Below are 23,146 nucleotides of genomic sequence, written 5' to 3' on the forward strand. Positions count from 1 at the left end.
CCGGGCGGGCTGGGAGCGGTCGGCCCGATCGGTGTAGATTCGACGGCAGTGTCAGACGTCGCTGCTGATGGCGGTCGGCCGCTCCGCGCATGCGGACCGGGCGAGGGAGAGAGGGCCTCCGACGGACTGCGCTGCGAGCGCCCGGGCATTTCTGTGTCCGCCGCCGCAGAGCCAGCCGTACCCACCCTCGACACCCACTACGAGGAGCAGCCCGTTATGACGACGGTCGCCAATCGACAGGACTTCAAGGTCGCCGACCTCTCCCTCGCGGAGTTCGGCCGCAAGGAGATCACGCTCGCCGAGCACGAGATGCCCGGCCTGATGTCGATCCGCAAGGAGTACGCCGCCGCGCAGCCGCTCGCCGGCGCCCGCATCACCGGCTCGCTGCACATGACCGTGCAGACCGCCGTGCTGATCGAGACCCTGGTCGCCCTCGGCGCCGAGGTCCGCTGGGCCTCCTGCAACATCTTCTCCACCCAGGACCACGCCGCCGCAGCCATCGCCGTCGGTCCGAACGGCACCCCGGACGCCCCCGCGGGCGTCCCGGTCTTCGCCTGGAAGGGCGAGACGCTCGAAGAGTACTGGTGGTGCACGGAGCAGGCCCTGACCTGGCCGAACACCCCCACCGGCGGCCCGAACATGATCCTCGACGACGGTGGTGACGCCACCCTCCTCGTCCACAAGGGCGTCGAGTTCGAGAAGGCCGGCGCGGCCCCGGACCCGTCGACCGCGGACAGCGAGGAGTACGGCCACATCCTCACCCTGCTGAACCGCACCCTCGGCGAGTCCCCGCAGAAGTGGACCCAGCTGGCGTCCGAGATCCGCGGCGTCACCGAAGAGACCACGACCGGTGTGCACCGTCTGTACGAGATGCACCGCGACGGCACGCTTCTCTTCCCGGCGATCAACGTCAATGACGCCGTCACCAAGTCCAAGTTCGACAACAAGTACGGCTGCCGCCACTCCCTGATCGACGGCATCAACCGCGCCACCGACGTCCTCATCGGCGGCAAGACCGCCGTCGTCTGCGGCTACGGCGACGTGGGCAAGGGTTGCGCGGAGTCCCTGCGCGGCCAGGGCGCCCGCGTCATCATCACCGAGATCGACCCGATCTGCGCCCTGCAGGCGGCGATGGACGGCTACCAGGTCGCCACGCTCGACGACGTCGTCGCCCAGGCCGACATCTTCGTCACCACGACGGGCAACAAGGACATCATCATGGCCGCCGACATGGCCAAGATGAAGCACCAGGCGATCGTCGGGAACATCGGCCACTTCGACAACGAGATCGACATGGCCGGCCTCGCCAAGATCGAGGGCATCGTCAAGGACGAGGTCAAGCCGCAGGTCCACACCTGGACGTTCCCCGACGGCAAGGTCATCATCGTGCTGTCCGAGGGCCGCCTGCTGAACCTGGGCAACGCCACCGGCCACCCCTCGTTCGTGATGTCCAACTCGTTCGCGGACCAGACCCTGGCCCAGATCGAGCTGTTCACCAAGCCCGAGGAGTACCCGACCGACGTCTACGTGCTGCCCAAGCACCTCGACGAGAAGGTCGCCCGCCTCCACCTCGCCGCGCTCGGCGTGAAGCTCACGACGCTCCGCCCCGAGCAGGCCGCGTACATCGGCGTCGAGGTCGAAGGCCCGTACAAGCCCGACCACTACCGCTACTGATCCGGCACCGGCCCCGCCCGTCATCGACCACACAGCTCACCGCCGGCCGGTGACCGGTCACTGACGGCAGGACAGCCGAAGCCTCAGCAGCAGATACGAGCGCAGGCCCCCGCACCCCCGTGTCGGGGGCCTGCGCCGTACCGCACCCGCACAGCCCGAGGAACCCGAAGGACCCCATGCCACGCGGCCGTTATTCGCTCCACGATCCCCACGACCACACCCCCCTCGGCGAAGAACACTTCCACTGCGCCCCAGGCCCCTCCGGTTGGCGCTACGTCTCCCAGATCGTCGCCCCCTCCGGCGACCACCTCGGCTCCGTCGATCTGGCCCTCGACGAACTCGGCCGCCCCATCCGCCTCGAACTGCATGCCGCGAGCTGGCAGATCCGCGGTGCCGCCCTCGAAGGCGTCACCTGGGTCCGCACCGACCCGACCGGCACTCATGCCACCGAAGGCAATGTCCGCGCCCACGGCTTCACCGGCACGTCCCCCGCATTCCTCATCGCGACCTCACGCCTGCTGCGCCTCACCCCCGGTTCCCCCGCGACCCGCGTCCGCCTCGTCGCCTTCACGGACCCGGTCCTCGCCCCCCGTACCGTCGACCAGTCCTGGGCCCTGGTGAACAGTGAAGCGCACGCCACTGACAACGGCCCTCTGATGGTGGACGAATACCAGGTCAACGCCCTGGACACGGGCGAACAGCACACCGTCCACATCGCCGGCGACGTAGTCCTCTCGGCCCCCGGCATCGAGCTCGAACACCTGGAAACCCCGCCCTCGCCCCGCTAAGGGCTGTCCCGCAACGCGGTTGGCGGTGCGTCGATGGGGCGTGGGACTCGCTTTCCCGAGCAGGGCGCGACAGGGCCTGTACTCCGAGGTCGTATCTGCGGCGCCAAGCAGGTGTCGCATCTGCGGCACCAACCAGATATCGAGCTTCCCTGTGGACGGGCAGCAGGCGATAATCCAGGTCAGCAAGGGGCCGCAGCACGGTTCCGCCAGACAACAGGGGGACCCATGATCTTTTTTGTTTCCATGGTGGTCGTGCTCGCGGCCGCGGTCGCGGTGTGCGTGGTCGTACTGCGGCGCAGAGGTGGCTCGGGGGAACGCGGCGCACTTGAGCGTGGGGCAGCGGACCAGGGAATCGCACAAGGGCTGGGCACGGCGAACGCCGCGAGGCAGAACACGGGGCCCTTCGGCTCCTGAGCCCTGGCGTCAGCCGGCCAACTGCTCCACGACATGAACCCGGGCGACAACTGCCACCCCATCCGGGACGACTTCTAGGCAGGCGGTGCGAAGCCCGTACCCGGCTCCCGGCCCCCAGGCTCTTCCGCCTCGGGAGTTCCAGGTTCAACAGGCGCCGCAGGGACAAGAGGCGCTACGGGGGAAACAGTGGCGCCAGGCGCGACCGGGCTGACCGCCGCAGCAGGCCCCACCACCCCCACCGGCACCGAACCAACTCCCATGGCCCCCTGCCCGCGCGGATCGGCCTGTGCAGCGCGGAACACCCGCCGGGCATCCCGCGCCTGCCGCTCGTTGACCACGCCGGCCAGATACGCCGCGGCCGGTACTCCCGGCGGCACCGGAACCCCCGTACGCACCGCCAGCTCATCGGCCAGCCGCTCCGCCATCGACAGCCCCACCTCCGCATCGAGCTGGTGCATCCGCGTCAGGTACTGCCGTATCGCCAGCCACAGCTCGTCGGGCACCGCTGACAGATCCAGTCCGGCGAACCGCCCGACCAGCCACGGCGGCGGAGGCGGCACGGCGATCCCGCGCCCGGCCGACACCCGCTCCCGCACGACGAGCGTGCCCGCGAAGACATCTCCGAGCCGCCGCCCCCGCGCCGACACCAGCGACGCGATGCAGGCGAAGACCCCGAGCGTCATCTGAATCTCGACGACGCCCATCGCCCCGCGCACCAGTGCGTGCCGGAACCGGATCGGCCCTCCGTCGTCCCGCACCACCCGCAGCCCACACGCGAGCTTCCCCAGCGAACGCCCGTGACTGAGCGTCTCGACCGCGATCGGCCCGCCCACGAGCACCAGCAGAAAGGTCGCGACGACTATGGCCGCACTCGCCGCCTCGTCCAGCGTCGCCGTCGCGATGGCCAACCCGATCGACACCAGGATGAACACGATCCAGACCACGACAAGATCGATCGCCAGAGCCAACGCACGGCTCGGCAGTCTCGCCGGTCGCAGCCCCAGTACGACCGCATCCCCGGTTACCAGCTCACTCATCGCCGCCCACCCTTCGCCGACCTTCCCTGACCCTCGGGCGCTCAGTCTGCCAAGCTGACCCGCAGCGCGCCGCAGTAGTACGGACCCGTACGCACCCATGCCTGGAGCAGCAGCCGACCATGGATCTCGACGTATTCGTCACCGCCCACCGAACCGAGTGGGACCGCCTGGACCATCTCCTGCACCGCGGGCGCCGACTGACCGGCACGGAAGCCGACGAGCTCGTCGCCCTCTACCAGCGGACGGCCACGCATCTCTCACTGATCCAGTCCAGCGCTCCCGACCCGATGCTCACCGCGCGCCTCACCCAGCTCGTGGCCCGGGCCCGATCCACGGTGACGGGAACCCGCCGGGCCTCCTGGCGCGACGCCACCCGCTTCCTGACAGCCGGTTTCCCCGCCGCGGTCTACCGCTCCAGGCACTGGTGGATACCCACGGCCGTCCTCTCGACGCTCCTGGCCGCACTCATGGGCTGGTGGATCGGCACCCACCCGGCAGTCCAGTCGGCCATCGCCGCCCCGGACGATCTGCGTCGGCTGACCAGCCCCGGTGGGGAGTACGAGACGTATTACTCCAGCCATCCGGCGGCCTCGTTCGCGGCCCAGGTCTGGACGAACAACGCGCAGGCCGCCGCGATGTGCCTGGTCCTGGGGGCGTTCCTGTGCCTCCCGGTGATCTGGATCCTCTTCGTCAACGTCCTCAATCTCGCGGTCGGCATCGGTCTGATGTCGTCGGCCGGCCGCCTCGACACCTTCCTCGGCCTGATCCTCCCGCACGGCCTGCTCGAACTGACCGCAGTGTTCGTCGCAGCCGGTACAGGCCTCCGACTGGGATGGACGGTCATCGACCCCGGCCCGCAGACCCGCCGATCCGCCCTCGCGCAACAGGGCCGGGCCGCGATCGGCATGGCCATAGGTCTGGCCCTGGTTCTCTTCGTCTCCGGCGTCATCGAAGGTTTCGTCACCCCGTCGGGCCTGCCGACCTGGGGCCGCATCGCCATAGGCATAGCGGCCGAACTGGCCTTCCTCATCTACGTCTATGTACTGGGCGGCCGAGCGGCCCGAACCGGCGAAGCGGGAGATGTCGACGCCGACGAGCGGAGCGCTGAGCTCCCCGCCGCCGCCTGATGTGCGTACGACCCCGCTGACCTGCTACTCTCCTCCTCGCCCCAAAAAACCGTTGACACGGTGGACAGGGGGAGGTAGATTCTAACGGTTGAGTCGGACTGGACAAGTCAGGACCCAACGACTAGTCTCCATCTCGCTCACTGGGAATTGAATTCCTGAAGAGCCGTCGATTCCTTTATGTGAGCCATGCGGCCGATTAGCTCGGCCGAAACGCTTCTGATAAAGTCGAATCAGCCGAAAGGCAAAGGCCACTCCAACGGCCAATCGGAATCAAATTCGAACCGGTAAACGGAACGAAAATGAGTCTGGTAAGGTTGGAACCGCCGGAAAGGGAAACGCGAAAGCGAAGAACTGGAAAGCGGAACCCGCTTCGACCGGGAATCGGACACGAAAGAGTCTGATAGAGTCGGAAACGCAAGACCGAAGGGAAAAGCCCGGAGGAAAGCCCGAGAGGGTGAGTACAAAGGAAGCGTCCGTTCCTTGAGAACTCAACAGCGTGCCAAAAGTCAACGCCAGATATGTTGATACCCCGGCCTGTTTCGACAGGTTGGTGGTTCCTTTGAAAGTCCTGCCGGGCCTTTGTGGTTCCGGTAGGCAATTACACAGCGAGGACGCTGTGGACGATCGGTCTTATTCCGGCTGATCGTCCCGCTCTCGTGATGTGTCTCCCGATTACGGGAAAACATTCACGGAGAGTTTGATCCTGGCTCAGGACGAACGCTGGCGGCGTGCTTAACACATGCAAGTCGAACGATGAAGCCCTTCGGGGTGGATTAGTGGCGAACGGGTGAGTAACACGTGGGCAATCTGCCCTTCACTCTGGGACAAGCCCTGGAAACGGGGTCTAATACCGGATAACACTCTGTCCCGCATGGGACGGGGTTAAAAGCTCCGGCGGTGAAGGATGAGCCCGCGGCCTATCAGCTTGTTGGTGGGGTGATGGCCTACCAAGGCGACGACGGGTAGCCGGCCTGAGAGGGCGACCGGCCACACTGGGACTGAGACACGGCCCAGACTCCTACGGGAGGCAGCAGTGGGGAATATTGCACAATGGGCGAAAGCCTGATGCAGCGACGCCGCGTGAGGGATGACGGCCTTCGGGTTGTAAACCTCTTTCAGCAGGGAAGAAGCGAGAGTGACGGTACCTGCAGAAGAAGCGCCGGCTAACTACGTGCCAGCAGCCGCGGTAATACGTAGGGCGCAAGCGTTGTCCGGAATTATTGGGCGTAAAGAGCTCGTAGGCGGCTTGTTGCGTCGGTTGTGAAAGCCCGGGGCTTAACCCCGGGTCTGCAGTCGATACGGGCAGGCTAGAGTGTGGTAGGGGAGATCGGAATTCCTGGTGTAGCGGTGAAATGCGCAGATATCAGGAGGAACACCGGTGGCGAAGGCGGATCTCTGGGCCATTACTGACGCTGAGGAGCGAAAGCGTGGGGAGCGAACAGGATTAGATACCCTGGTAGTCCACGCCGTAAACGTTGGGAACTAGGTGTTGGCGACATTCCACGTCGTCGGTGCCGCAGCTAACGCATTAAGTTCCCCGCCTGGGGAGTACGGCCGCAAGGCTAAAACTCAAAGGAATTGACGGGGGCCCGCACAAGCAGCGGAGCATGTGGCTTAATTCGACGCAACGCGAAGAACCTTACCAAGGCTTGACATATACCGGAAAGCATCAGAGATGGTGCCCCCCTTGTGGTCGGTATACAGGTGGTGCATGGCTGTCGTCAGCTCGTGTCGTGAGATGTTGGGTTAAGTCCCGCAACGAGCGCAACCCTTGTTCTGTGTTGCCAGCATGCCCTTCGGGGTGATGGGGACTCACAGGAGACTGCCGGGGTCAACTCGGAGGAAGGTGGGGACGACGTCAAGTCATCATGCCCCTTATGTCTTGGGCTGCACACGTGCTACAATGGCCGGTACAATGAGCTGCGATGCCGCGAGGCGGAGCGAATCTCAAAAAGCCGGTCTCAGTTCGGATTGGGGTCTGCAACTCGACCCCATGAAGTCGGAGTTGCTAGTAATCGCAGATCAGCATTGCTGCGGTGAATACGTTCCCGGGCCTTGTACACACCGCCCGTCACGTCACGAAAGTCGGTAACACCCGAAGCCGGTGGCCCAACCCCTTGTGGGAGGGAGCTGTCGAAGGTGGGACTGGCGATTGGGACGAAGTCGTAACAAGGTAGCCGTACCGGAAGGTGCGGCTGGATCACCTCCTTTCTAAGGAGCATCTAGATTCCGCAAGGAATCCAGAGCCACTACGTCGGCAAATGTTCGACGGTGGTTAGCTCATGGGTGGAACGTTGACTATTCGGCACGACAGGTTGTTTTTCACTAGTACTGCTTCGGCGTGGAACGTGGGGGATGGTCGGTCGTGTCGGGCACGTTGTTGGGTGTCTGAGGGTATGGCCGCGAGGTTGCCTTCAGTTGCCGGCCCCAGTGAACTCGCCCTTAGGGGTGGGGTGATGGGTGGCTGGTCGTTGTTTGAGAACTGCACAGTGGACGCGAGCATCTGTGGCCAAGTTTTTAAGGGCGCACGGTGGATGCCTTGGCACCAGGAACCGATGAAGGACGTGGGAGGCCACGATAGGCCCCGGGGAGCTGTCAACCGAGCTTTGATCCGGGGGTGTCCGAATGGGGAAACCCGGCAGTCGTCATGGGCTGTCACCCGCTGCTGAACACATAGGCAGTGTGGAGGGAACGAGGGGAAGTGAAACATCTCAGTACCCTCAGGAAGAGAAAACAACCGTGATTCCGGGAGTAGTGGCGAGCGAAACTGGATGAGGCCAAACCGTATGCGTGTGATACCCGGCAGGGGTTGCGCATGCGGGGTTGTGGGATCTCTTTTTCATAGTCTGCCGGCTGTGAGACGAGTCAGAAACCGTTGATGTAGGCGAAGGACATGCGAAAGGTCCGGCGTAGAGGGTAAGACCCCCGTAGCTGAAACATTGACGGCTCGTTTAAGAGACACCCAAGTAGCACGGGGCCCGAGAAATCCCGTGTGAATCTGGCGGGACCACCCGCTAAGCCTAAATATTCCCTGGTGACCGATAGCGGATAGTACCGTGAGGGAATGGTGAAAAGTACCGCGGGAGCGGAGTGAAATAGTACCTGAAACCGTGTGCCTACAAGCCGTGGGAGCGTCGCTGTTGTTCTTCGGAGCAACAGTCGTGACTGCGTGCCTTTTGAAGAATGAGCCTGCGAGTTTGCGGTGTGTTGCGAGGTTAACCCGTGTGGGGAAGCCGTAGCGAAAGCGAGTCCGAATAGGGCGTTTTAGTAGCACGCTCAAGACCCGAAGCGGAGTGATCTAGCCATGGGCAGGTTGAAGCGGAGGTAAGACTTCGTGGAGGACCGAACCCACCAGGGTTGAAAACCTGGGGGATGACCTGTGGTTAGGGGTGAAAGGCCAATCAAACTCCGTGATAGCTGGTTCTCCCCGAAATGCATTTAGGTGCAGCGTCGTGTGTTTCTTGCCGGAGGTAGAGCACTGGATAGGCGATGGGCCCTACCGGGTTACTGACCTTAGCCAAACTCCGAATGCCGGTAAGTGAGAGCACGGCAGTGAGACTGTGGGGGATAAGCTCCATGGTCGAGAGGGAAACAGCCCAGAGCATCGACTAAGGCCCCTAAGCGTACGCTAAGTGGGAAAGGATGTGGAGTCGCAGAGACAACCAGGAGGTTGGCTTAGAAGCAGCCACCCTTGAAAGAGTGCGTAATAGCTCACTGGTCAAGTGATTCCGCGCCGACAATGTAGCGGGGCTCAAGCGTACCGCCGAAGTCGTGTCATTCGTACATGTATCCCCAACGGGAGTACGGATGGGTAGGGGAGCGTCGTGTGCCGGGTGAAGCAGCCGCGGAAGCGAGTTGTGGACGGTTCACGAGTGAGAATGCAGGCATGAGTAGCGATACACACGTGAGAAACGTGTGCGCCGATTGACTAAGGGTTCCTGGGTCAAGCTGATCTGCCCAGGGTAAGTCGGGACCTAAGGCGAGGCCGACAGGCGTAGTCGATGGACAACCGGTTGATATTCCGGTACCCGCTTTGAAACGCCCAATACTGAATCAGGCGATGCTAAGTCCGTGAAGCCGGCCCGATCTCTTCGGAGTTGAGGGTAGTGGTGGAGCCGACGAACCAGACTTGTACTAGGTAAGCGATGGGGTGACGCAGGAAGGTAGTCCAGCCCGGGCGGTGGTAGTCCCGGGGTAAGGGTGTAGGGCGTGTGATAGGCAAATCCGTCACACATTAAGTCTGAGACCTGATGCCGAGCCGATTGTGGTGAAGTGGATGATCCTATGCTGTCGAGAAAAGCCTCTAGCGAGTTTCATGGCGGCCCGTACCCTAAACCGACTCAGGTGGTCAGGTAGAGAATACCGAGGCGTTCGGGTGAACTATGGTTAAGGAACTCGGCAAAATGCCCCCGTAACTTCGGGAGAAGGGGGGCCATCACTGGTGATTGGATTTACTCCATGAGCTGGGGGTGGCCGCAGAGACCAGCGAGAAGCGACTGTTTACTAAAAACACAGGTCCGTGCGAAGCCGTAAGGCGATGTATACGGACTGACGCCTGCCCGGTGCTGGAACGTTAAGGGGACCGGTTAGCTGACTTTCGGGTCGGCGAAGCTGAGAACTTAAGCGCCAGTAAACGGCGGTGGTAACTATAACCATCCTAAGGTAGCGAAATTCCTTGTCGGGTAAGTTCCGACCTGCACGAATGGCGTAACGACTTCTCGACTGTCTCAACCATAGGCCCGGTGAAATTGCACTACGAGTAAAGATGCTCGTTTCGCGCAGCAGGACGGAAAGACCCCGGGACCTTTACTACAGTTTGATATTGGTGTTCGGTTCGGCTTGTGTAGGATAGGTGGGAGACTTTGAAGCAGCCACGCCAGTGGTTGTGGAGTCGCCGTTGAAATACCACTCTGGTCGTGCTGGATGTCTAACCTGGGTCCGTGATCCGGATCAGGGACAGTGTCTGATGGGTAGTTTAACTGGGGCGGTTGCCTCCTAAAGAGTAACGGAGGCGCCCAAAGGTTCCCTCAGCCTGGTTGGCAATCAGGTGTTGAGTGTAAGTGCACAAGGGAGCTTGACTGTGAGACCGACGGGTCGAGCAGGGACGAAAGTCGGGACTAGTGATCCGGCAGTGGCTTGTGGAAGCGCTGTCGCTCAACGGATAAAAGGTACCCCGGGGATAACAGGCTGATCTTCCCCAAGAGTCCATATCGACGGGATGGTTTGGCACCTCGATGTCGGCTCGTCGCATCCTGGGGCTGGAGTCGGTCCCAAGGGTTGGGCTGTTCGCCCATTAAAGCGGTACGCGAGCTGGGTTTAGAACGTCGTGAGACAGTTCGGTCCCTATCCGCTGCGCGCGTAGGAATATTGAGAAGGGCTGTCCCTAGTACGAGAGGACCGGGACGGACGAACCTCTGGTGTGCCAGTTGTCCTGCCAAGGGCATGGCTGGTTGGCTACGTTCGGAAAGGATAACCGCTGAAAGCATCTAAGCGGGAAGCCTGCTTCGAGATGAGTGTTCCCACCCCCTTTGAGGGGTTAAGGCTCCCAGTAGACGACTGGGTTGATAGGCCAGATGTGGAAGCCCGGCAACGGGTGGAGCTGACTGGTACTAATAGGCCGAGGGCTTGTCCTCAGTTGCTCGCGTCCACTGTGTTAGTTCTGAAATAACGAACGGCCGTGTTGTTGCCCGGTGTTGGTTAATTTCATAGTGTTTCGGTGGTCATTGCGTTAGGGAAACGCCCGGTTACATTCCGAACCCGGAAGCTAAGCCTTTCAGCGCCGATGGTACTGCAGGGGGGACCCTGTGGGAGAGTAGGACGCCGCCGAACAATTATTCCGGGAAAGCCCCGCACCTCTGGTGCGGGGCTTTTCTGCGTTTACGGGCCGACCCTTTCCCGCGGCGGCAACCATGGCACCTTCTCGGCGTGATCCCATGGTTGCCGCGTGGGATCAGAGACGGCCGGCTGCCTTGAGGGCGAGATAGGCGTCGGCGAGAGCCGGGGCGAGATTGTCCGGAGTGGCATCGACAACCACCACACCATGCCGCTGGAGCTGTTCCGCAGTGCGGCGTCGCTGTGCCTGGGCTTGTGCCGCCGCTGCAGCCTGGTAGACCGCGTCCACTGTGCCTCGGGCGCCGGCCATCTCTTCGATGTGCGGGTCGGCCACCGCGGCCACCAGCACCGTGTGGCGCTGGGTCAGCTGGGGGAGGGCGGGGAGCAAGCCCTCTTCGACGGGGGCCGCGTCCAGACTGGTGAGAAGTACGACCAGGGAGCGACGAGGGGCGCTTGCCAGGGCAGTAGCGCTGAGACCCCGGACGTCTGTTTCCACGAGCTCCGGTTCGAGCGGTGCCATCGCCGTGACCATGGCCGACAGAACTTCCCCTGCGGCGCGGCCGCGAACCTGGGCGCGGGTGCGGCGGTCATGGGCCAGCAGGTCGACGCGGTCGCCGGCGCGAGTCGCGAGAGCGGTGAGGAGCAGTGCCGCATCCATAGCCGCATCGAGCCGCGGCACATCACCGACCCGACCCGCCGAGGTACGGCCCGTATCGAGAACGATGAGGATGTGGCGGTCCCGTTCGGGGCGCCACGTGCGGACAGCGACAGCGGACTGGCGCGCTGTTGCCCGCCAGTCGATGGAGCGGGTGTCGTCGCCGGGGACGTAGGCGCGCAGACTGTCGAACTCCGTGCCTTCGCCACGGGTGAGGACACTGGTGCGACCGTCGAGCTCGCGGAGTCTGGCAAGACGGGACGGCAGGTGCTTGCGGCTGGTGAAGGGCGGAAGGACGCGCACCGTCCACGGAACGTGATGGTTGCCCTGCCGGGCCGCCAGGCCCAGCGGCCCGTAGGAACGGACGGTGACTCGTTCGGCTCGGCGATCGCCGCGACGGGTGGGACGCAGGAGTGTGGTGACGCGACGGCGTTCGCCGGGCGGGACGGCCAAGGTGTGACGGGACGCGGCGTGCTCCGTGCCGGTGAGCCAGCTGCTCGGGGGCCAGGCGTCGCGGAGATGGGCGCGCAAGCGACGACGCGAGGGATTGGTTACGGTCAGTTGCACCTCTGCGCCGTCACCGAGTCGAACGGTTGTGTCGCCGGATCGGGTGAACTGGAGCGTTCGCACTGGTGCTGCCAGGGCGTAGTCGCACAGAATTGCTAGAGAGAGCGGGGCGTTGACTGCGAGCAGGCCTGTCCAGCTCGGGGCCAGGATGCCTACGGGGAGTGACCCCAGAGCGGCAAGTAGCGCTGTTCGTCCGGTGAGGGCCACTGTCACCGCCTCATCGGGGTACGGGTACGTGGGCGAGGACTGCGGTGATGACGGAGTCGGGGGTGACTCCCTCCATCTCTGCCTCGGGCCGCAGTTGGATGCGATGGCGGAGCGTGGGGAGTGCCAGGGCTTTCACGTCATCCGGGATGACGTAGTCACGGCCGGTGAGCCAGGCCCACGCGCGGGCGGTGGCGAGCAGGGCGGTGGCACCTCGGGGGGATACACCGAGGGAGAGCGAGGGGGATTCACGCGTGGCACGGCAGATGTCGACGACATAGCCGGCGATCTCGGGGGAGACCGTGGTCTTGGCGACCGCGGTGCGGGCGGCCTCCAGGTCTGCGGGGCCGGCGACGGGGCGTACGCCTGCTGACCTCAGGTCGCGGGGGTTGAAGCCATCGGCATGGCGGGTCAGGACGTTGATCTCCTCGTCGCGGGACGGGAGAGGCACCGTCAGCTTGAGGAGGAAGCGGTCCAGCTGGGCCTCGGGCAGCGGATACGTGCCCTCGTACTCGACGGGGTTCTGGGTGGCAGCGACCAGGAAGGGGTCCGGCAGGGGGCGAGGGGTTCCGTCGACGGTGACCTGGCGCTCCTCCATCGCCTCCAGAAGGGAGGACTGCGTCTTGGGGGGAGTGCGGTTGATCTCGTCGGCCAGGAGGAGGTTGGTGAAGACCGGGCCCGGCTGGAAGGAGAACTCGGCTGTGCGGGCGTCGTAGACGAGGGATCCGGTGACGTCACTCGGCATCAGATCGGGGGTGAACTGGACACGCTTGGTGTCGAGTTCGAGTGAGGCGGCGAGGGCGCGGACCAGGAGGGTCTTGGCCACGCCGGGGACGCCTTCGAGTAGGACGTGGCCTCGGCAGAGCAGTGCGACGACCAGTCCGGTGACGGCCGGGTCCTGGCCGACCACGGCCTTGGCGATCTCGGAGCGCAGAGCTTCCAGGGATGCGCGGGCTGTGTCGTCGTTCCCGACGGTCTCGGTCGTCCCGGCGGGCACTGGGGGCAGGGCGCTCATGAAGTGCGTACCTCTCTTTCGAGGGTGTCGAGTTGGTCTGCCAGACGGACAAGGGCGGCGTCGTCGGCCGGCTCCGGTCCGAAGAGCAGGGTGTCCAGGCCGCCTTCAGCGGTGCTGCGGCGCGCGGAGACGGCGGGGAGGAGCACGGAGGGGGAGTGGGCATCGCGTGGGGAGACGCCGATGAGGGGTGCGAGACGAGTGCGGGTGGCGGAGCGCAGTGAGGAAGCAGCCCGGTCCCGGGCGTTCGCCTTGCGGTAGAGGCGGGCGCGGCCCTCCGTGGATTCGGAGGCGCGAATAGCCACGGGCAGCCGTTCGGTGACCAGGGGGCCCAGTCGGCGGGCGCGCCAGACGGCTGCGAGCAGGGCGGCGACGGCGAGTTGCAGGGTGCCCCAGAGCCAGCCCGACGGGATGAGGTCGACGAAGCTGCGCTGGTTGCCCGAGCCGTCGTCGACACCGCCGTCGGCACCTTGGTCGTTCCGAGCGGCGGAAGGATCAGCGAGCGAGGGGAGATACCAGACCAGATGCGGGCGGGAGCCGAGGAGTTGCAGGGCCAGGGAGGCGTTGCCGTGGCTGGCGAGTCGGTTGTTGTAGAGCAGATCGGGGGAGCCGAGGAGGACGCTGTCGCCGGCGCCCTTCCCCTGGACGAGGAGCACGGTGGGGAGGTTGCCACTTGGGTAGCAGCCGATGGTGTCGAGGCCGTCCGTCGTGTACCGGAAGCCGCCCGTGTCGGCGTCGCCCGCCGTGCGGGCCGCGGGCAGGGAGCACTGCGGTGCGCGGGCGGCCACCGGGCCGGGGGAGCTCGCGTGGACGCCGGGGACGAGTGCGTCCACGGACAGAGGGTCGGCGGCGAGGAGGACGGTGCGGCCTGTCGAGTCGGTGGTCGCGGCGCGGAGTTCGTCCTGCTGATGCCGCGTCAGCAGGTTCGGGGCGGTGACGAGCAGAGTGGTGTCGGGGCCGGTCGCCGCGGTGGTGTCGTCGAGCGTGGTGGTCACGCTGACGGAGACGCCGCGGTCCTTGAGGAGTTGGGCGACGGCCCGGCTGCCGTGCTGGTCGGCGGAGCGGGGGTCGAGTCGGCCGTGCTGATCGCCGGAGCGCGCGGTGGCGAGGACGATTCCGGCCGCTACGAGAAGGAGGAGGGCGAACAGCAGACCGCGGGTGCGGGACCACACCTGGCGGGGAGAGGGGGAGGCCGAGGTGGGGGACGCAGTGGTGGCGGTGGCGACTGCGGTCATTCGGCGGCCCCCCGGACCACGGTGGTCAGCAGCGGCTTGGCGTTCTCGAGGTCGCGGTCGAGGGCCTCCACGGTCAGATACGTCTGCTGGTCGGCGGTCCGGCCGCCGTATGTGACGTCGTCGAAGTTGCGGGCGGCGGCGCGCAGCGCCATCTCGTGGCCGGGCAGTGAGCGGCCCGCCTCGGCGGCGGCCTCGTCGGCCGTGCGGCCGGGGCGTGGGTCGAGGAGGGCGCGTTCTTCGAGGGAGCGCACGATGGCGCGCATGCGTTCCTGGACGGCCTCGTTCCAGCGCTGGGCGGCAGCGTGCGCCTCGGCGGCCGTGCGGTGTTCGGCCGCGCTGCGGGGGCTGTCGTCGAAGAGCGCGGCCGCGGTGCGGAGGGTGCGCTGCGGGGTGCCCAGCCGCCACCAGAGAGCGACGGCCAGGCCGATGACCACCAGTACGAGGACGATCAGCCCGAGCGGCCCACCCGGTGCGGCGTTCGAGGCCGTGGCGAAGAGATCGCCGAGCCACCCCCACAGGCGGTCGAGGCCACGCTGGAGGAGGTTCGGGTCGTTCTCGTGGTACATCGGACGGGACAGCTCGTGCTTCGCCGCCTCACGGGCGGGGACGCGTGGAGTGTCCACCGGTACGTCGCTGCTTGCGTGGATCAATAGCCGTGCTGTTGTGGTGCCCCCCGCCCCCGACACGGCATCAGCTCCTGGTGTCGTAGCCGGGCAGGCCCGCGGCCCTGGCGAGATCGAGGTCGAGTGCTTCGCGCCGGATGCGCTGGTCCACGTAGAGCAGAGCCATCACACCGGCGGAGAGCGGATAGGTGATCGTGGAGACGATGACCTCGCCGATGCCGGAGATGATCAGGAACGGCCAGCCGAATCCGGTGGACTCGCCGGTGAGGAAGCTGCTCAGGCCGTCGCCGTCCACGATCATCCCGATGATGCCGAACGGGATCGCGATGACCAGGGTCACGATGATTGTCAGGAGCCAGGTGAGGAGCAGGATGCCGAACATCCGCCACCAGGTGCCTCGGACCAGCTTCGCGGACCGGCGCATCGAGACGGTGATCGACTGCCGCTCGAGCATCAGCGCCGGCGAGGCGAGGCAGAACCGGACCATGAGCCAGACGACGACGACACAGGCGGCCATGAAGCCGATGAGGATGAGGCCGACGCCTGCGGTGGAACCCATCAGCGTACCGGGCAGCACGCCCACTGCCATGATTCCGGCGGCCATCAAGGCCAGCAGCAGGGTCAGGCCCAGCAGCTGGAGCAGGCGGGGCCGGGCCTCGGCCCATGCTTCGGAGAGCGTCACGGAGCGGCCCAGTACCGAGCGGCTGATCACCACGGTGAGCATGGCTGTGGTGAAGAGCGTCGCGATCAGGGTGATGAGCGTGGACGGGGCGCTGTAGACCATGGAGGACCGGGCGGAGTCGGCGGCCTGGCGGAGCGCCTCCGCGCCGGTCGCGTTCGGGTCGACCGACGCGGGTTCCGGCAGCAGGTAGCGCTGCACGAGGATGATGGCGATCTGGGCGATCACGGAAACGGTGAGGGTGATTCCGAGGACCGTGCGCCAGTGCGCCCGCATCGCGGAGACCGCACCGTCGAGGATCTCGCCGACGCCGAGCGGGCGGAGCGGGATGACACCGGGCTTTGCCGCAGGTGGCTGACCCCAGCCGGATCCCTGCGGCCTGCCCCAGCCGGGGGCGGGCGGCGGTGCGCCGTGACCGGGGCCGGGGATGCTCGGTGGGGACCACTGCCCAGCGGGCGGCTGCGTGGGAGACCAGTTCCCGGCGTTGCCGTTGCCGTTCGTGGGCGCGGAAGTCTGGGGGACGCCCGCCTCCTGGCTGTCGGAGGGGGCAGATCCGGGCGAGGCCCAGCCCGGAGTGTCGTTCATTCTCGCTCCTTCACGGTCCTGTCCGCTCATCGGGGCGGCAGGTTGGCAGCCATCGTGCCACGCGTTGGTCCGGTACGGGCCGGGTGCCTGATCTCCTTCGCACCTTCATTTGTGGGCGGCTCACCGGGCAGACTGGGCAGATGGCTGATCAGGACGCGCAATCGCCGGCGGGCATCGAGCCTCCCGCGCTTCCCTCCATCCGTTGGGACGAGCCCCCGGAGGGCCCTGTGCTGGTGCTCCTCGACCAGACGCGGCTGCCCGCGGAGGAGGTCGGGCTGGTGTGTGCGGATGTGCCCGCGCTGGTGCGGGCGATCCAGACGCTGGCTGTGCGCGGGGCGCCGTTGCTCGGCATCGCCGGGGCCTACGGCGTGGCGCTGGCCGCTGTCCGGGGTCATGACGTCGCGGAGGCCGCGGGGCTGCTTGAGCGGGCGCGGCCCACCGCCGTGAACCTCGGATACGGGGTGCGGCGCGCGGCGGCGGCATACCGGGCGGCCCTGGACAAGGGCGCGGATCCGCAGCGGGCGGCCGCGGAGGCTCTGGCGGAGGCCAAGGCGCTGCACCGTGAGGACGCCGAGGCCAGTCGACGCATGGCGCAGTACGGGCTCGCGCTGCTCGACGAGCTGCTGCCTGGCGGCGGGCATCAGTTGCTCACCCACTGCAATTCGGGGGCACTCGTCTCGGGCGGTGAGGGCACGGCCTTCGCTGTGGCGCTCCGCGCGCACCGGGCGGGGCGGCTGCGAAGGCTCTGGGTGGACGAGACGCGTCCGCTGTTGCAGGGGGCTCGGCTGACCGCTTATGAGGCGGCGCGCAACGGGATGGCGTACAGCTTGCTCACGGACAACGCGGCGGGTTCGTTGTTCGCCGCGGGGGAGGTCGACGCCGTGCTCATCGGCGCCGACCGCATCGCGGCGGACGGATCCGTGGCGAACAAAGTCGGCAGTTATCCGCTGGCGGTGCTTGCCAAATACCACCATGTGCCGTTCATTGTGGTGGCGCCGACCACGACCGTGGATCTGGAGACCGCGGACGGGGCGTCGATCATTGTGGAGCAGCGCCCCGGTCGAGAGGTGACGGAGCTCACATCTCCACAGGTCGGGGCGGACGGCGAGGATGCGGGCGGACTGCTCGTGGCGCCGCTGGGAACCCAGGCGTACAACCCCGCATTCGACATAACGCCGCCGGAACTGATCACGGCGATCGTCACGGAGGAGGGTGCAGTTTCCCCGGTCACGGGGGTCGGACTGGCAGAGCTGTGTGCCAGGTCATCGCAGATAACGATTAGCTAATGGGATGATGTCGATTATGAAGGGACGCGTCCTTGTCGTCGACGACGACACCGCACTGGCCGAGATGCTCGGGATTGTGCTGCGTGGTGAAGGGTTCGAGCCGTCGTTCGTAGCGGACGGCGACAAGGCACTTGCCGCATTTCGTGAGGCCAAGCCGGACCTGGTCCTGCTGGATCTCATGCTGCCCGGACGGGACGGCATCGAGGTCTGCAGGCTGATCAGGGCCGAGTCGGGTGTGCCGATCGTCATGCTCACGGCTAAGAGCGACACGGTCGATGTGGTGGTGGGCCTGGAGTCCGGGGCCGACGACTACATCGTCAAGCCGTTCAAACCTAAGGAGTTGGTTGCCCGGATCAGGGCACGTTTGCGTAGGTCCGAGGAGCCGGCACCGGAACAGCTGACCATCGGGGACCTGGTCATCGATGTGGCTGGTCACTCGGTGAAGCGGGAGGGGCAGTCCATCGCTCTGACCCCGCTGGAGTTCGACCTGCTGGTCGCGCTCGCCCGTAAGCCGTGGCAGGTCTTCACCCGTGAAGTACTGCTCGAGCAGGTGTGGGGGTACCGCCATGCCGCCGACACCCGTCTGGTGAATGTGCATGTCCAGCGGCTGCGTTCCAAGGTCGAGAAGGACCCGGAGCGGCCGGAGATCGTGGTGACCGTCCGAGGTGTCGGTTACAAGGCCGGACCGAGCTGACATGACCCTGGGTAGCGCTGCTCCGAAGCCCGGGGGGCCGGGAGTCCGTACGGGGCGGGCTGCCGGTTCAGGACGTGGGCCTTCGCCGTTGGGGAGGCTTCTGCAGGGCGGCCGGTTGTTCCACGACCGGGCGCCCGGCGGTCCCGTGCCGCGACTGCTGATGCGCTGGGTGCGGCGTCCGCTGCTGCCCGCCGTCCGGCTGTGGCGGCGCAACCTCCAGCTGCGGGTCGTCGCGGGCACGCTGCTCATGTCGCTCGGTGTGGTGCTGCTGCTCGGCCTGGTCGTGATCGGGCAGGTGCGCAACGGTCTGCTCGACGCGAAGGGCAAGGCTGCTCAGACACAGGCCGCCGGTGGTTTCGCGGCGGCCCAGGACAAGGCGAACGCTCCGCTCACCCCCGGTGGGCGGGGAGGCGATGCCGGTGACGGGGCGACCGCCAACAACTCGTGGCGGACCGAGCTCGTCGATCAGCTCGCCAGTGGCGGCAAGAACGCCTTCAACGTGGTGGCGCTCAGCGCCGACGACGGCACCCGTGCGCCGCGTGGCTCGGGCAGCGTGGAAGCGGCCAGCATCCCGCAGAGCCTGCGGGAGTCCGTGGACAAGGGGCCGGGAGCTTTCCAGACGTACTCGCTGATCAGGTATGCGAACGGGCAGGAGTCGCAGCCGGGGCTCGTCGTGGGCAAGCGCCTGTACGACATCGACCACAACCCGTACCAGCTCTACTACCTCTTCCCGCTGACGCAGGAGGAGAAGTCGCTGACCCTGGTCAAGGGCACCCTGGCGACCGCGGGACTGTTCGTGGTCGTGCTGCTCGGGGCCATCGCCTGGTTCGTGGTGCGGCAGGTCGTCACACCCGTACGGATGGCGGCGGGAATCGCGGAGCGGCTCTCCGCGGGCCGGCTGCAGGAGCGGATGAAGGTCACCGGCGAGGACGACATCGCCCGGCTCGGTGAGGCCTTCAACAAGATGGCGCAGAACCTTCAGCTGAAGATCCAGCAGCTGGAGGAGCTCTCCCGGATGCAGCGGCGCTTCGTGTCGGACGTCTCGCACGAGCTGCGGACACCGCTGACGACCGTGCGGATGGCCGCCGATGTCATCCATGAGGCGCGCGTCGACTTCGACCCCGTGACGGCGCGCTCCGCCGAGCTCCTCGGGGACCAGCTCGACCGGTTCGAGTCGCTGCTCTCCGATCTGCTGGAGATCAGCCGGTTCGACGCGGGCGCCGCGGCGCTGGAGGCCGAGCCGATAGACCTGCGACAGGTCGTACGACGGGTGATCGGCGGTGCCGAGCCGCTCGCCGAGCGCAAGGGCACCCGGATCCGGGTGGTCGGTGACGAGCAGCCGGTGATCGCGGAGGCCGACGCACGGCGGGTCGAGCGCGTGCTGCGCAACCTGGTCGTCAACGCCGTCGAGCACGGCGAGGGCCGGGATGTCGTGGTGCGGATGGGGGTGGCCGGAGGAGCGGTCGCCGTCGCCGTCCGGGACTACGGCGTGGGTCTCAAGCCGGGGGAGGCGACCCGGGTGTTCAACCGCTTCTGGCGCGCCGATCCGGCGCGGGCCCGGACGACGGGCGGCACCGGTCTCGGGTTGTCGATCGCCGTCGAGGACGCCCGGCTGCATGGCGGCTGGCTGCAGGCGTGGGGCGAGCCGGGTGGCGGTTCGCAGTTCCGGCTGACCCTGCCGCGTACGGCGGACGAGCCGCTGCGCGGATCGCCGATACCGCTGGAGCCCGAGGACTCGCGCCGCAACCGGGAGAGCCGGGAGCGGGCCGCGGACGGCGTCACGACCGGCAGTGAGCACCGGCTGACCTCGGTGCCGGCCCAGCAGGCAGGCCCCGACCGGTCGCCGCTGCCCGTGCCGGCGCGTAACTACGTGGCTCCCCGCACGGCGCCTGCTTCGGTGCATCCGGCGGCTCTGCCGGGCAGCGGCGCCCGGGTGGTCGCCCGCCCCACCGACGACCGGCCGGGTGGCGACATCGAATCTGCTGCGCACCACCCGGAGCGGGAGGACACGACTCGTGGGCACTGACCGTCGTCAGGACGGCCATGGACGTGCGGTGGGGCTGACCGCGTTGCTGGGGTGCGGCATCGTGCTGCTGTCCGCGTGCGGCTCGATGCCGGTCACCGGGGACGTCAAGGCGGTCGACGCCTCGCAGCCGGGCGACTCGCAGGTCCAGGTGTACGCGGTGGCGCCGCGTGACAACGCCACTCCCAACGAGGTGGTCGACGGCTTCCTGGAGTCCATGACCAGCGACGACCCCGGCTTCCGGACCACCCGCAAGTACCTGACGAAGAAGGCGGCCGGCACCTGGAAGCCGAGCGCGTTCACCACGGTGCTCTCCAAGGCGCCGAACCGCAGCGACCGCCCGGTCCACGACGGCGACCGCAGCAGCACGGAGCTCAGCTACACGCTGACCGGCGAGAAGGTGGCGACGGTCGACGCACAGAGCGCCTACCAGCCGGTCGCACCCACGGAGTTCAACCGGACCCTGCATCTGGTGCGGCAGAACGGGCCGGAAGGCAAGGAGTGGCGCATCGACCTCGTGCCGGACGGTCTGCTGCTCGGCCAGTCCGACTTCAAGCGCCTCTACCGTTCCGTCAACAAGTACTACTTCGCCACCGGACGGACCGGGGGGCAGTCCACGCTGGTTGCCGACCCCGTCTACGTACGCAACCGGACGGATCCCGTCACGGGGATGGACACCGTGACGCAGACGGTCCGCAGCCTCATCGAGGGGCCGACCAACTGGCTGCGGCCGGTGGTCGACTCCCGTTTCCCCACCAGCACGGCGCTGCGCAAGGGCGTCACGTCGCTGGCACCCGACGACCGCAGCGTCCTGAAGGTTCCGCTGAACAAGAGGGCGGACAACGTCGGGCAGCGCTCCTGCCGCATGATGGCCTCTCAGGTGCTCTACACCGTGCGGGACCTGACGTCCGCCCGGGTCGAGCAGGTGGAGCTGCAGCGGTCCGACAGCTCGCCGCTGTGTGTGCTGGGCGCCGATCAGGCGGAGGAGTTCGCTCCGGACGGTTCGTCGGGCGGGCCCGACAGCCAGTACTTCGTCGACGCCAAGGGGCATGTCCAGTGCATCCCGGGGTCCACCAAAGGCAGTGGCGATCCGGAGCCGGTGACCGGCCCGTTCGGTGACGGACCGGTGCGGATGAGCGCGGTCGGCGTGGCCCGTGACGAGCAGCTGGCGGCGGCGGTCTCGCAGAACAACGAGTCCCTGTACGTGTCCTCCATCGTCTCGGAGGGCGAGCTGCCCGCGCCCGCGGTGACCAGCAGCGGCAAGAATCTGAACGACCGGCTGTCGGCGCCCAGCTGGGACGGGCGGGGCGATCTCTGGGTCGCGGACCGGGACCCGGAGAACTCCCGGCTGCTGCGGCTGGCCGGTGGCGCCGGCAAGCCGTCGGAGGTCACGGTGCCGAGCCTGGACGGCGCGCGGCTGGAGGCGTTGCGGCTGTCGGCGGACGGGGTGCGGATCGCACTGCTGCTGACCAAGGACGGGCACACCACGCTGAAGATCGGCCGGATCGAGCGTCAGGGACCGGCCTCGAAGCAGGAGGTCTCCGTCGTGGAGCTGCGGCAGGCCGCGCCGCAGCTGGCGGATGTCACCGCGATGTCCTGGTCGGGGCGGAGCCGTCTCGTGGTGGTCGGCAAGGAGCAGGGCGGAGTGCAGCAGGTGCGCTATGTCCAGGCGGACGGTTCGGCACCGGCCTCGGGTGTGCTGCCCGGGGTGAACCAGGTGTCGGCGGTCGCGGCGGCGGACGACGAGCAGTTGCCGCTGATGGCGGACACCGAGGGTGACGGGATAGTGAAGCTGTCGCCGGGTGACAACTGGCAGACGGTGCTCAAGGAAGGCTCGTCGCTGGTCTACCCGGGCTGAGGCCTGTGCGGGTGGGGCGACGGTGGGCCTTGGGCAGGGACGCCTGCGTTTTCCACAGGGGTGGCCGGGTTCGTGGGCCGGGGGCACAGTGGAGATATGCGGGGGTGGTGGCGGGAGATCGCCGGGCTGGTGCTGCCGGTGGCCTGTGGTGGCTGCGGCAGGCCGCGGAGCGAGTTGTGCGAAGGCTGTCGGGCAGCGCTGTACGGTGCGGCGCCGCAGCGTGTGAGACCCGCGCCGGAGCCCGTCGGACTGCCGGTGGTGCATGCCGCCGCCACGTACGAGAACGCGGTACGGGCGGTGCTCCTGGCACACAAGGAGCGTGGCGCGCTTCCTCTGTCGCGGGCGCTCGGCAGGGCGCTGGCGGGCGCCGTGCGGGCCGGGACGGGGCAGGTGGGCGGTCCGGGGCCGCTGCTGCTCGTACCCGTGCCGTCGGCGCGGCGGGCCGTTGCGGCACGCGGGCATGATCCGGCACGTCGGATCGCGCTGGCCGCAGCGGGGGAGCTGAGGCATGGCGGGATTCCGGCCAGAGTGGTACCGGTGCTGCGGCAACGGCGCCCGGTGACCGATCAGTCGGGGCTCGGAGCCCTGCAGCGGCAGGCGAATCTGGCGGGTGCGCTGGAGGTGGTGGCCGGTGGGGAGCGGCTGCTTGCGGCCGAACGGGTAGTACTCGTGGACGACCTCATGACGACCGGGGCCTCGCTGACGGAGGCTGCACGGGCGGTCGAAGCCGCGGGCGGGCGGAGAAGACCGGGTTCCGGAACGGGGCAGGCGGCCGTTGTCGCCGCGTCTCCGACTGCCTTCGCAATAAACCGGAACTGCTAGTGGACTTGCATCGTTGCAGGTAGTGAGTGAG

15 protein-coding genes and 3 rRNA genes are annotated in these 23,146 nt (G+C 66.9%); 12 read left to right on the forward strand and 6 right to left on the reverse strand.

Going from position 1 to position 23,146, the window contains the following annotated elements; genetic code table 11:
* Positions 1-216 precede the first annotated feature (216 nt).
* From ahcY to OG963_RS27505, 3 genes are all read left to right on the forward strand, one after another.
* Complete coding sequence (ahcY, locus tag OG963_RS27495) at positions 217-1,674, forward strand: adenosylhomocysteinase (RefSeq protein ID WP_030927023.1); 1,458 nt, start codon at positions 217-219, stop codon at positions 1,672-1,674.
* Between the two features lie 176 nt (positions 1,675-1,850).
* Positions 1,851-2,462, forward strand: coding sequence for a hypothetical protein (locus OG963_RS27500; RefSeq protein ID WP_030927025.1), 612 nt, complete (start codon positions 1,851-1,853; stop codon positions 2,460-2,462).
* 225 nt (positions 2,463-2,687) lie between these two features.
* Positions 2,688-2,876: a hypothetical protein gene (locus OG963_RS27505; protein ID WP_093776633.1), complete on the forward strand. Its 189-nt coding sequence runs from the start codon at positions 2,688-2,690 to the stop codon at positions 2,874-2,876.
* 74 nt (positions 2,877-2,950) lie between these two features.
* Here OG963_RS27505 and OG963_RS27510 read toward each other — a convergent pair whose 3' ends face one another.
* Positions 2,951-3,913, reverse strand: a complete 963-nt coding sequence (locus tag OG963_RS27510) for an RDD family protein (protein ID WP_093776635.1) — start codon at positions 3,911-3,913, stop codon at positions 2,951-2,953.
* A 119-nt stretch (positions 3,914-4,032) separates the two neighbouring features.
* Between OG963_RS27510 and OG963_RS27515 the strand changes: the two genes are divergently transcribed.
* The 4 genes from OG963_RS27515 (at position 4,033) to rrf (ending at position 10,869) form a co-directional block, all read left to right on the forward strand.
* Complete coding sequence (locus OG963_RS27515; protein WP_093930343.1) at positions 4,033-5,040, forward strand: stage II sporulation protein M; 1,008 nt, start codon at positions 4,033-4,035, stop codon at positions 5,038-5,040.
* Positions 5,041-5,725: 685 nt separating this feature from the next.
* A 16S ribosomal RNA gene (locus OG963_RS27520) occupies positions 5,726-7,251 on the forward strand.
* Positions 7,252-7,547: 296 nt separating this feature from the next.
* Positions 7,548-10,673: ribosomal RNA gene (locus OG963_RS27525) — 23S ribosomal RNA — on the forward strand.
* A gap of 79 nt (positions 10,674-10,752) precedes the next feature.
* Positions 10,753-10,869, forward strand: a 5S ribosomal RNA gene (rrf, locus tag OG963_RS27530).
* Together the 16S, 23S and 5S rRNA genes form the textbook arrangement of a ribosomal RNA operon.
* Positions 10,870-10,990: 121 nt before the next feature.
* Here rrf and OG963_RS27535 read toward each other — a convergent pair.
* From OG963_RS27535 to OG963_RS27555, 5 genes are read right to left on the reverse strand one after another with little or no spacing between them, the layout of a single operon-like run.
* A complete protein-coding gene (locus tag OG963_RS27535; RefSeq protein ID WP_093776689.1) occupies positions 10,991-12,301 on the reverse strand; it encodes a DUF58 domain-containing protein in 1,311 nt (436 codons plus the stop codon).
* A 10-nt stretch (positions 12,302-12,311) separates the two neighbouring features.
* Entirely contained in the window at positions 12,312-13,313 is a 1,002-nt protein-coding gene (locus OG963_RS27540; RefSeq protein ID WP_319325180.1) for a MoxR family ATPase, read from the reverse strand.
* The gene (locus OG963_RS27545; protein ID WP_371799559.1) at positions 13,310-14,545 is read right to left on the reverse strand and encodes a DUF4350 domain-containing protein; all 1,236 of its coding nucleotides are present in this window, start codon (positions 14,543-14,545) and stop codon (positions 13,310-13,312) included. The genes OG963_RS27540 and OG963_RS27545 overlap by 4 nt, the downstream gene beginning before the upstream one ends.
* On the reverse strand, positions 14,542-15,231 hold the full coding sequence (locus tag OG963_RS27550) for a DUF4129 domain-containing protein (protein ID WP_371799560.1): 690 nt from the start codon (positions 15,229-15,231) through the stop codon (positions 14,542-14,544). Before OG963_RS27550 ends, OG963_RS27545 begins: the two co-directional genes overlap by 4 nt.
* A gap of 4 nt (positions 15,232-15,235) precedes the next feature.
* Positions 15,236-16,432, reverse strand: coding sequence for a glycerophosphoryl diester phosphodiesterase membrane domain-containing protein (locus OG963_RS27555; protein WP_319325178.1), 1,197 nt, complete (start codon positions 16,430-16,432; stop codon positions 15,236-15,238).
* Between the two features lie 140 nt (positions 16,433-16,572).
* Between OG963_RS27555 and mtnA the strand changes: the two genes are divergently transcribed.
* The 5 genes from mtnA (at position 16,573) to OG963_RS27580 (ending at position 23,115) form a co-directional block, all read left to right on the forward strand.
* Positions 16,573-17,718, forward strand: a complete 1,146-nt coding sequence (gene mtnA, locus OG963_RS27560; RefSeq protein WP_362273751.1) for an S-methyl-5-thioribose-1-phosphate isomerase — start codon at positions 16,573-16,575, stop codon at positions 17,716-17,718.
* A gap of 4 nt (positions 17,719-17,722) precedes the next feature.
* A complete protein-coding gene (gene mtrA / locus OG963_RS27565; protein WP_007448372.1) occupies positions 17,723-18,412 on the forward strand; it encodes a two-component system response regulator MtrA in 690 nt (229 codons plus the stop codon).
* A 1-nt stretch (position 18,413) separates the two neighbouring features.
* Positions 18,414-20,438 (forward strand): MtrAB system histidine kinase MtrB, encoded by a 2,025-nt coding sequence (mtrB, locus tag OG963_RS27570; protein ID WP_093776699.1) that lies wholly within the window; start codon positions 18,414-18,416, stop codon positions 20,436-20,438.
* Entirely contained in the window at positions 20,428-22,293 is a 1,866-nt protein-coding gene (locus tag OG963_RS27575; RefSeq protein WP_256223706.1) for an LpqB family beta-propeller domain-containing protein, read from the forward strand. Before mtrB ends, OG963_RS27575 begins: the two co-directional genes overlap by 11 nt.
* 96 nt (positions 22,294-22,389) lie before the next feature.
* Positions 22,390-23,115 carry a ComF family protein gene (locus tag OG963_RS27580; RefSeq protein ID WP_093776701.1) on the forward strand — a complete coding sequence of 242 codons (726 nt, stop codon included), beginning with the start codon at positions 22,390-22,392 and terminating at the stop codon, positions 23,113-23,115.
* Positions 23,116-23,146: the final 31 nt, after the last annotated feature.

The sequence above is a fragment of the Streptomyces sp. NBC_01707 genome (assembly GCF_041438805.1).
Lineage (GTDB): Bacteria > Actinomycetota > Actinomycetes > Streptomycetales > Streptomycetaceae > Streptomyces.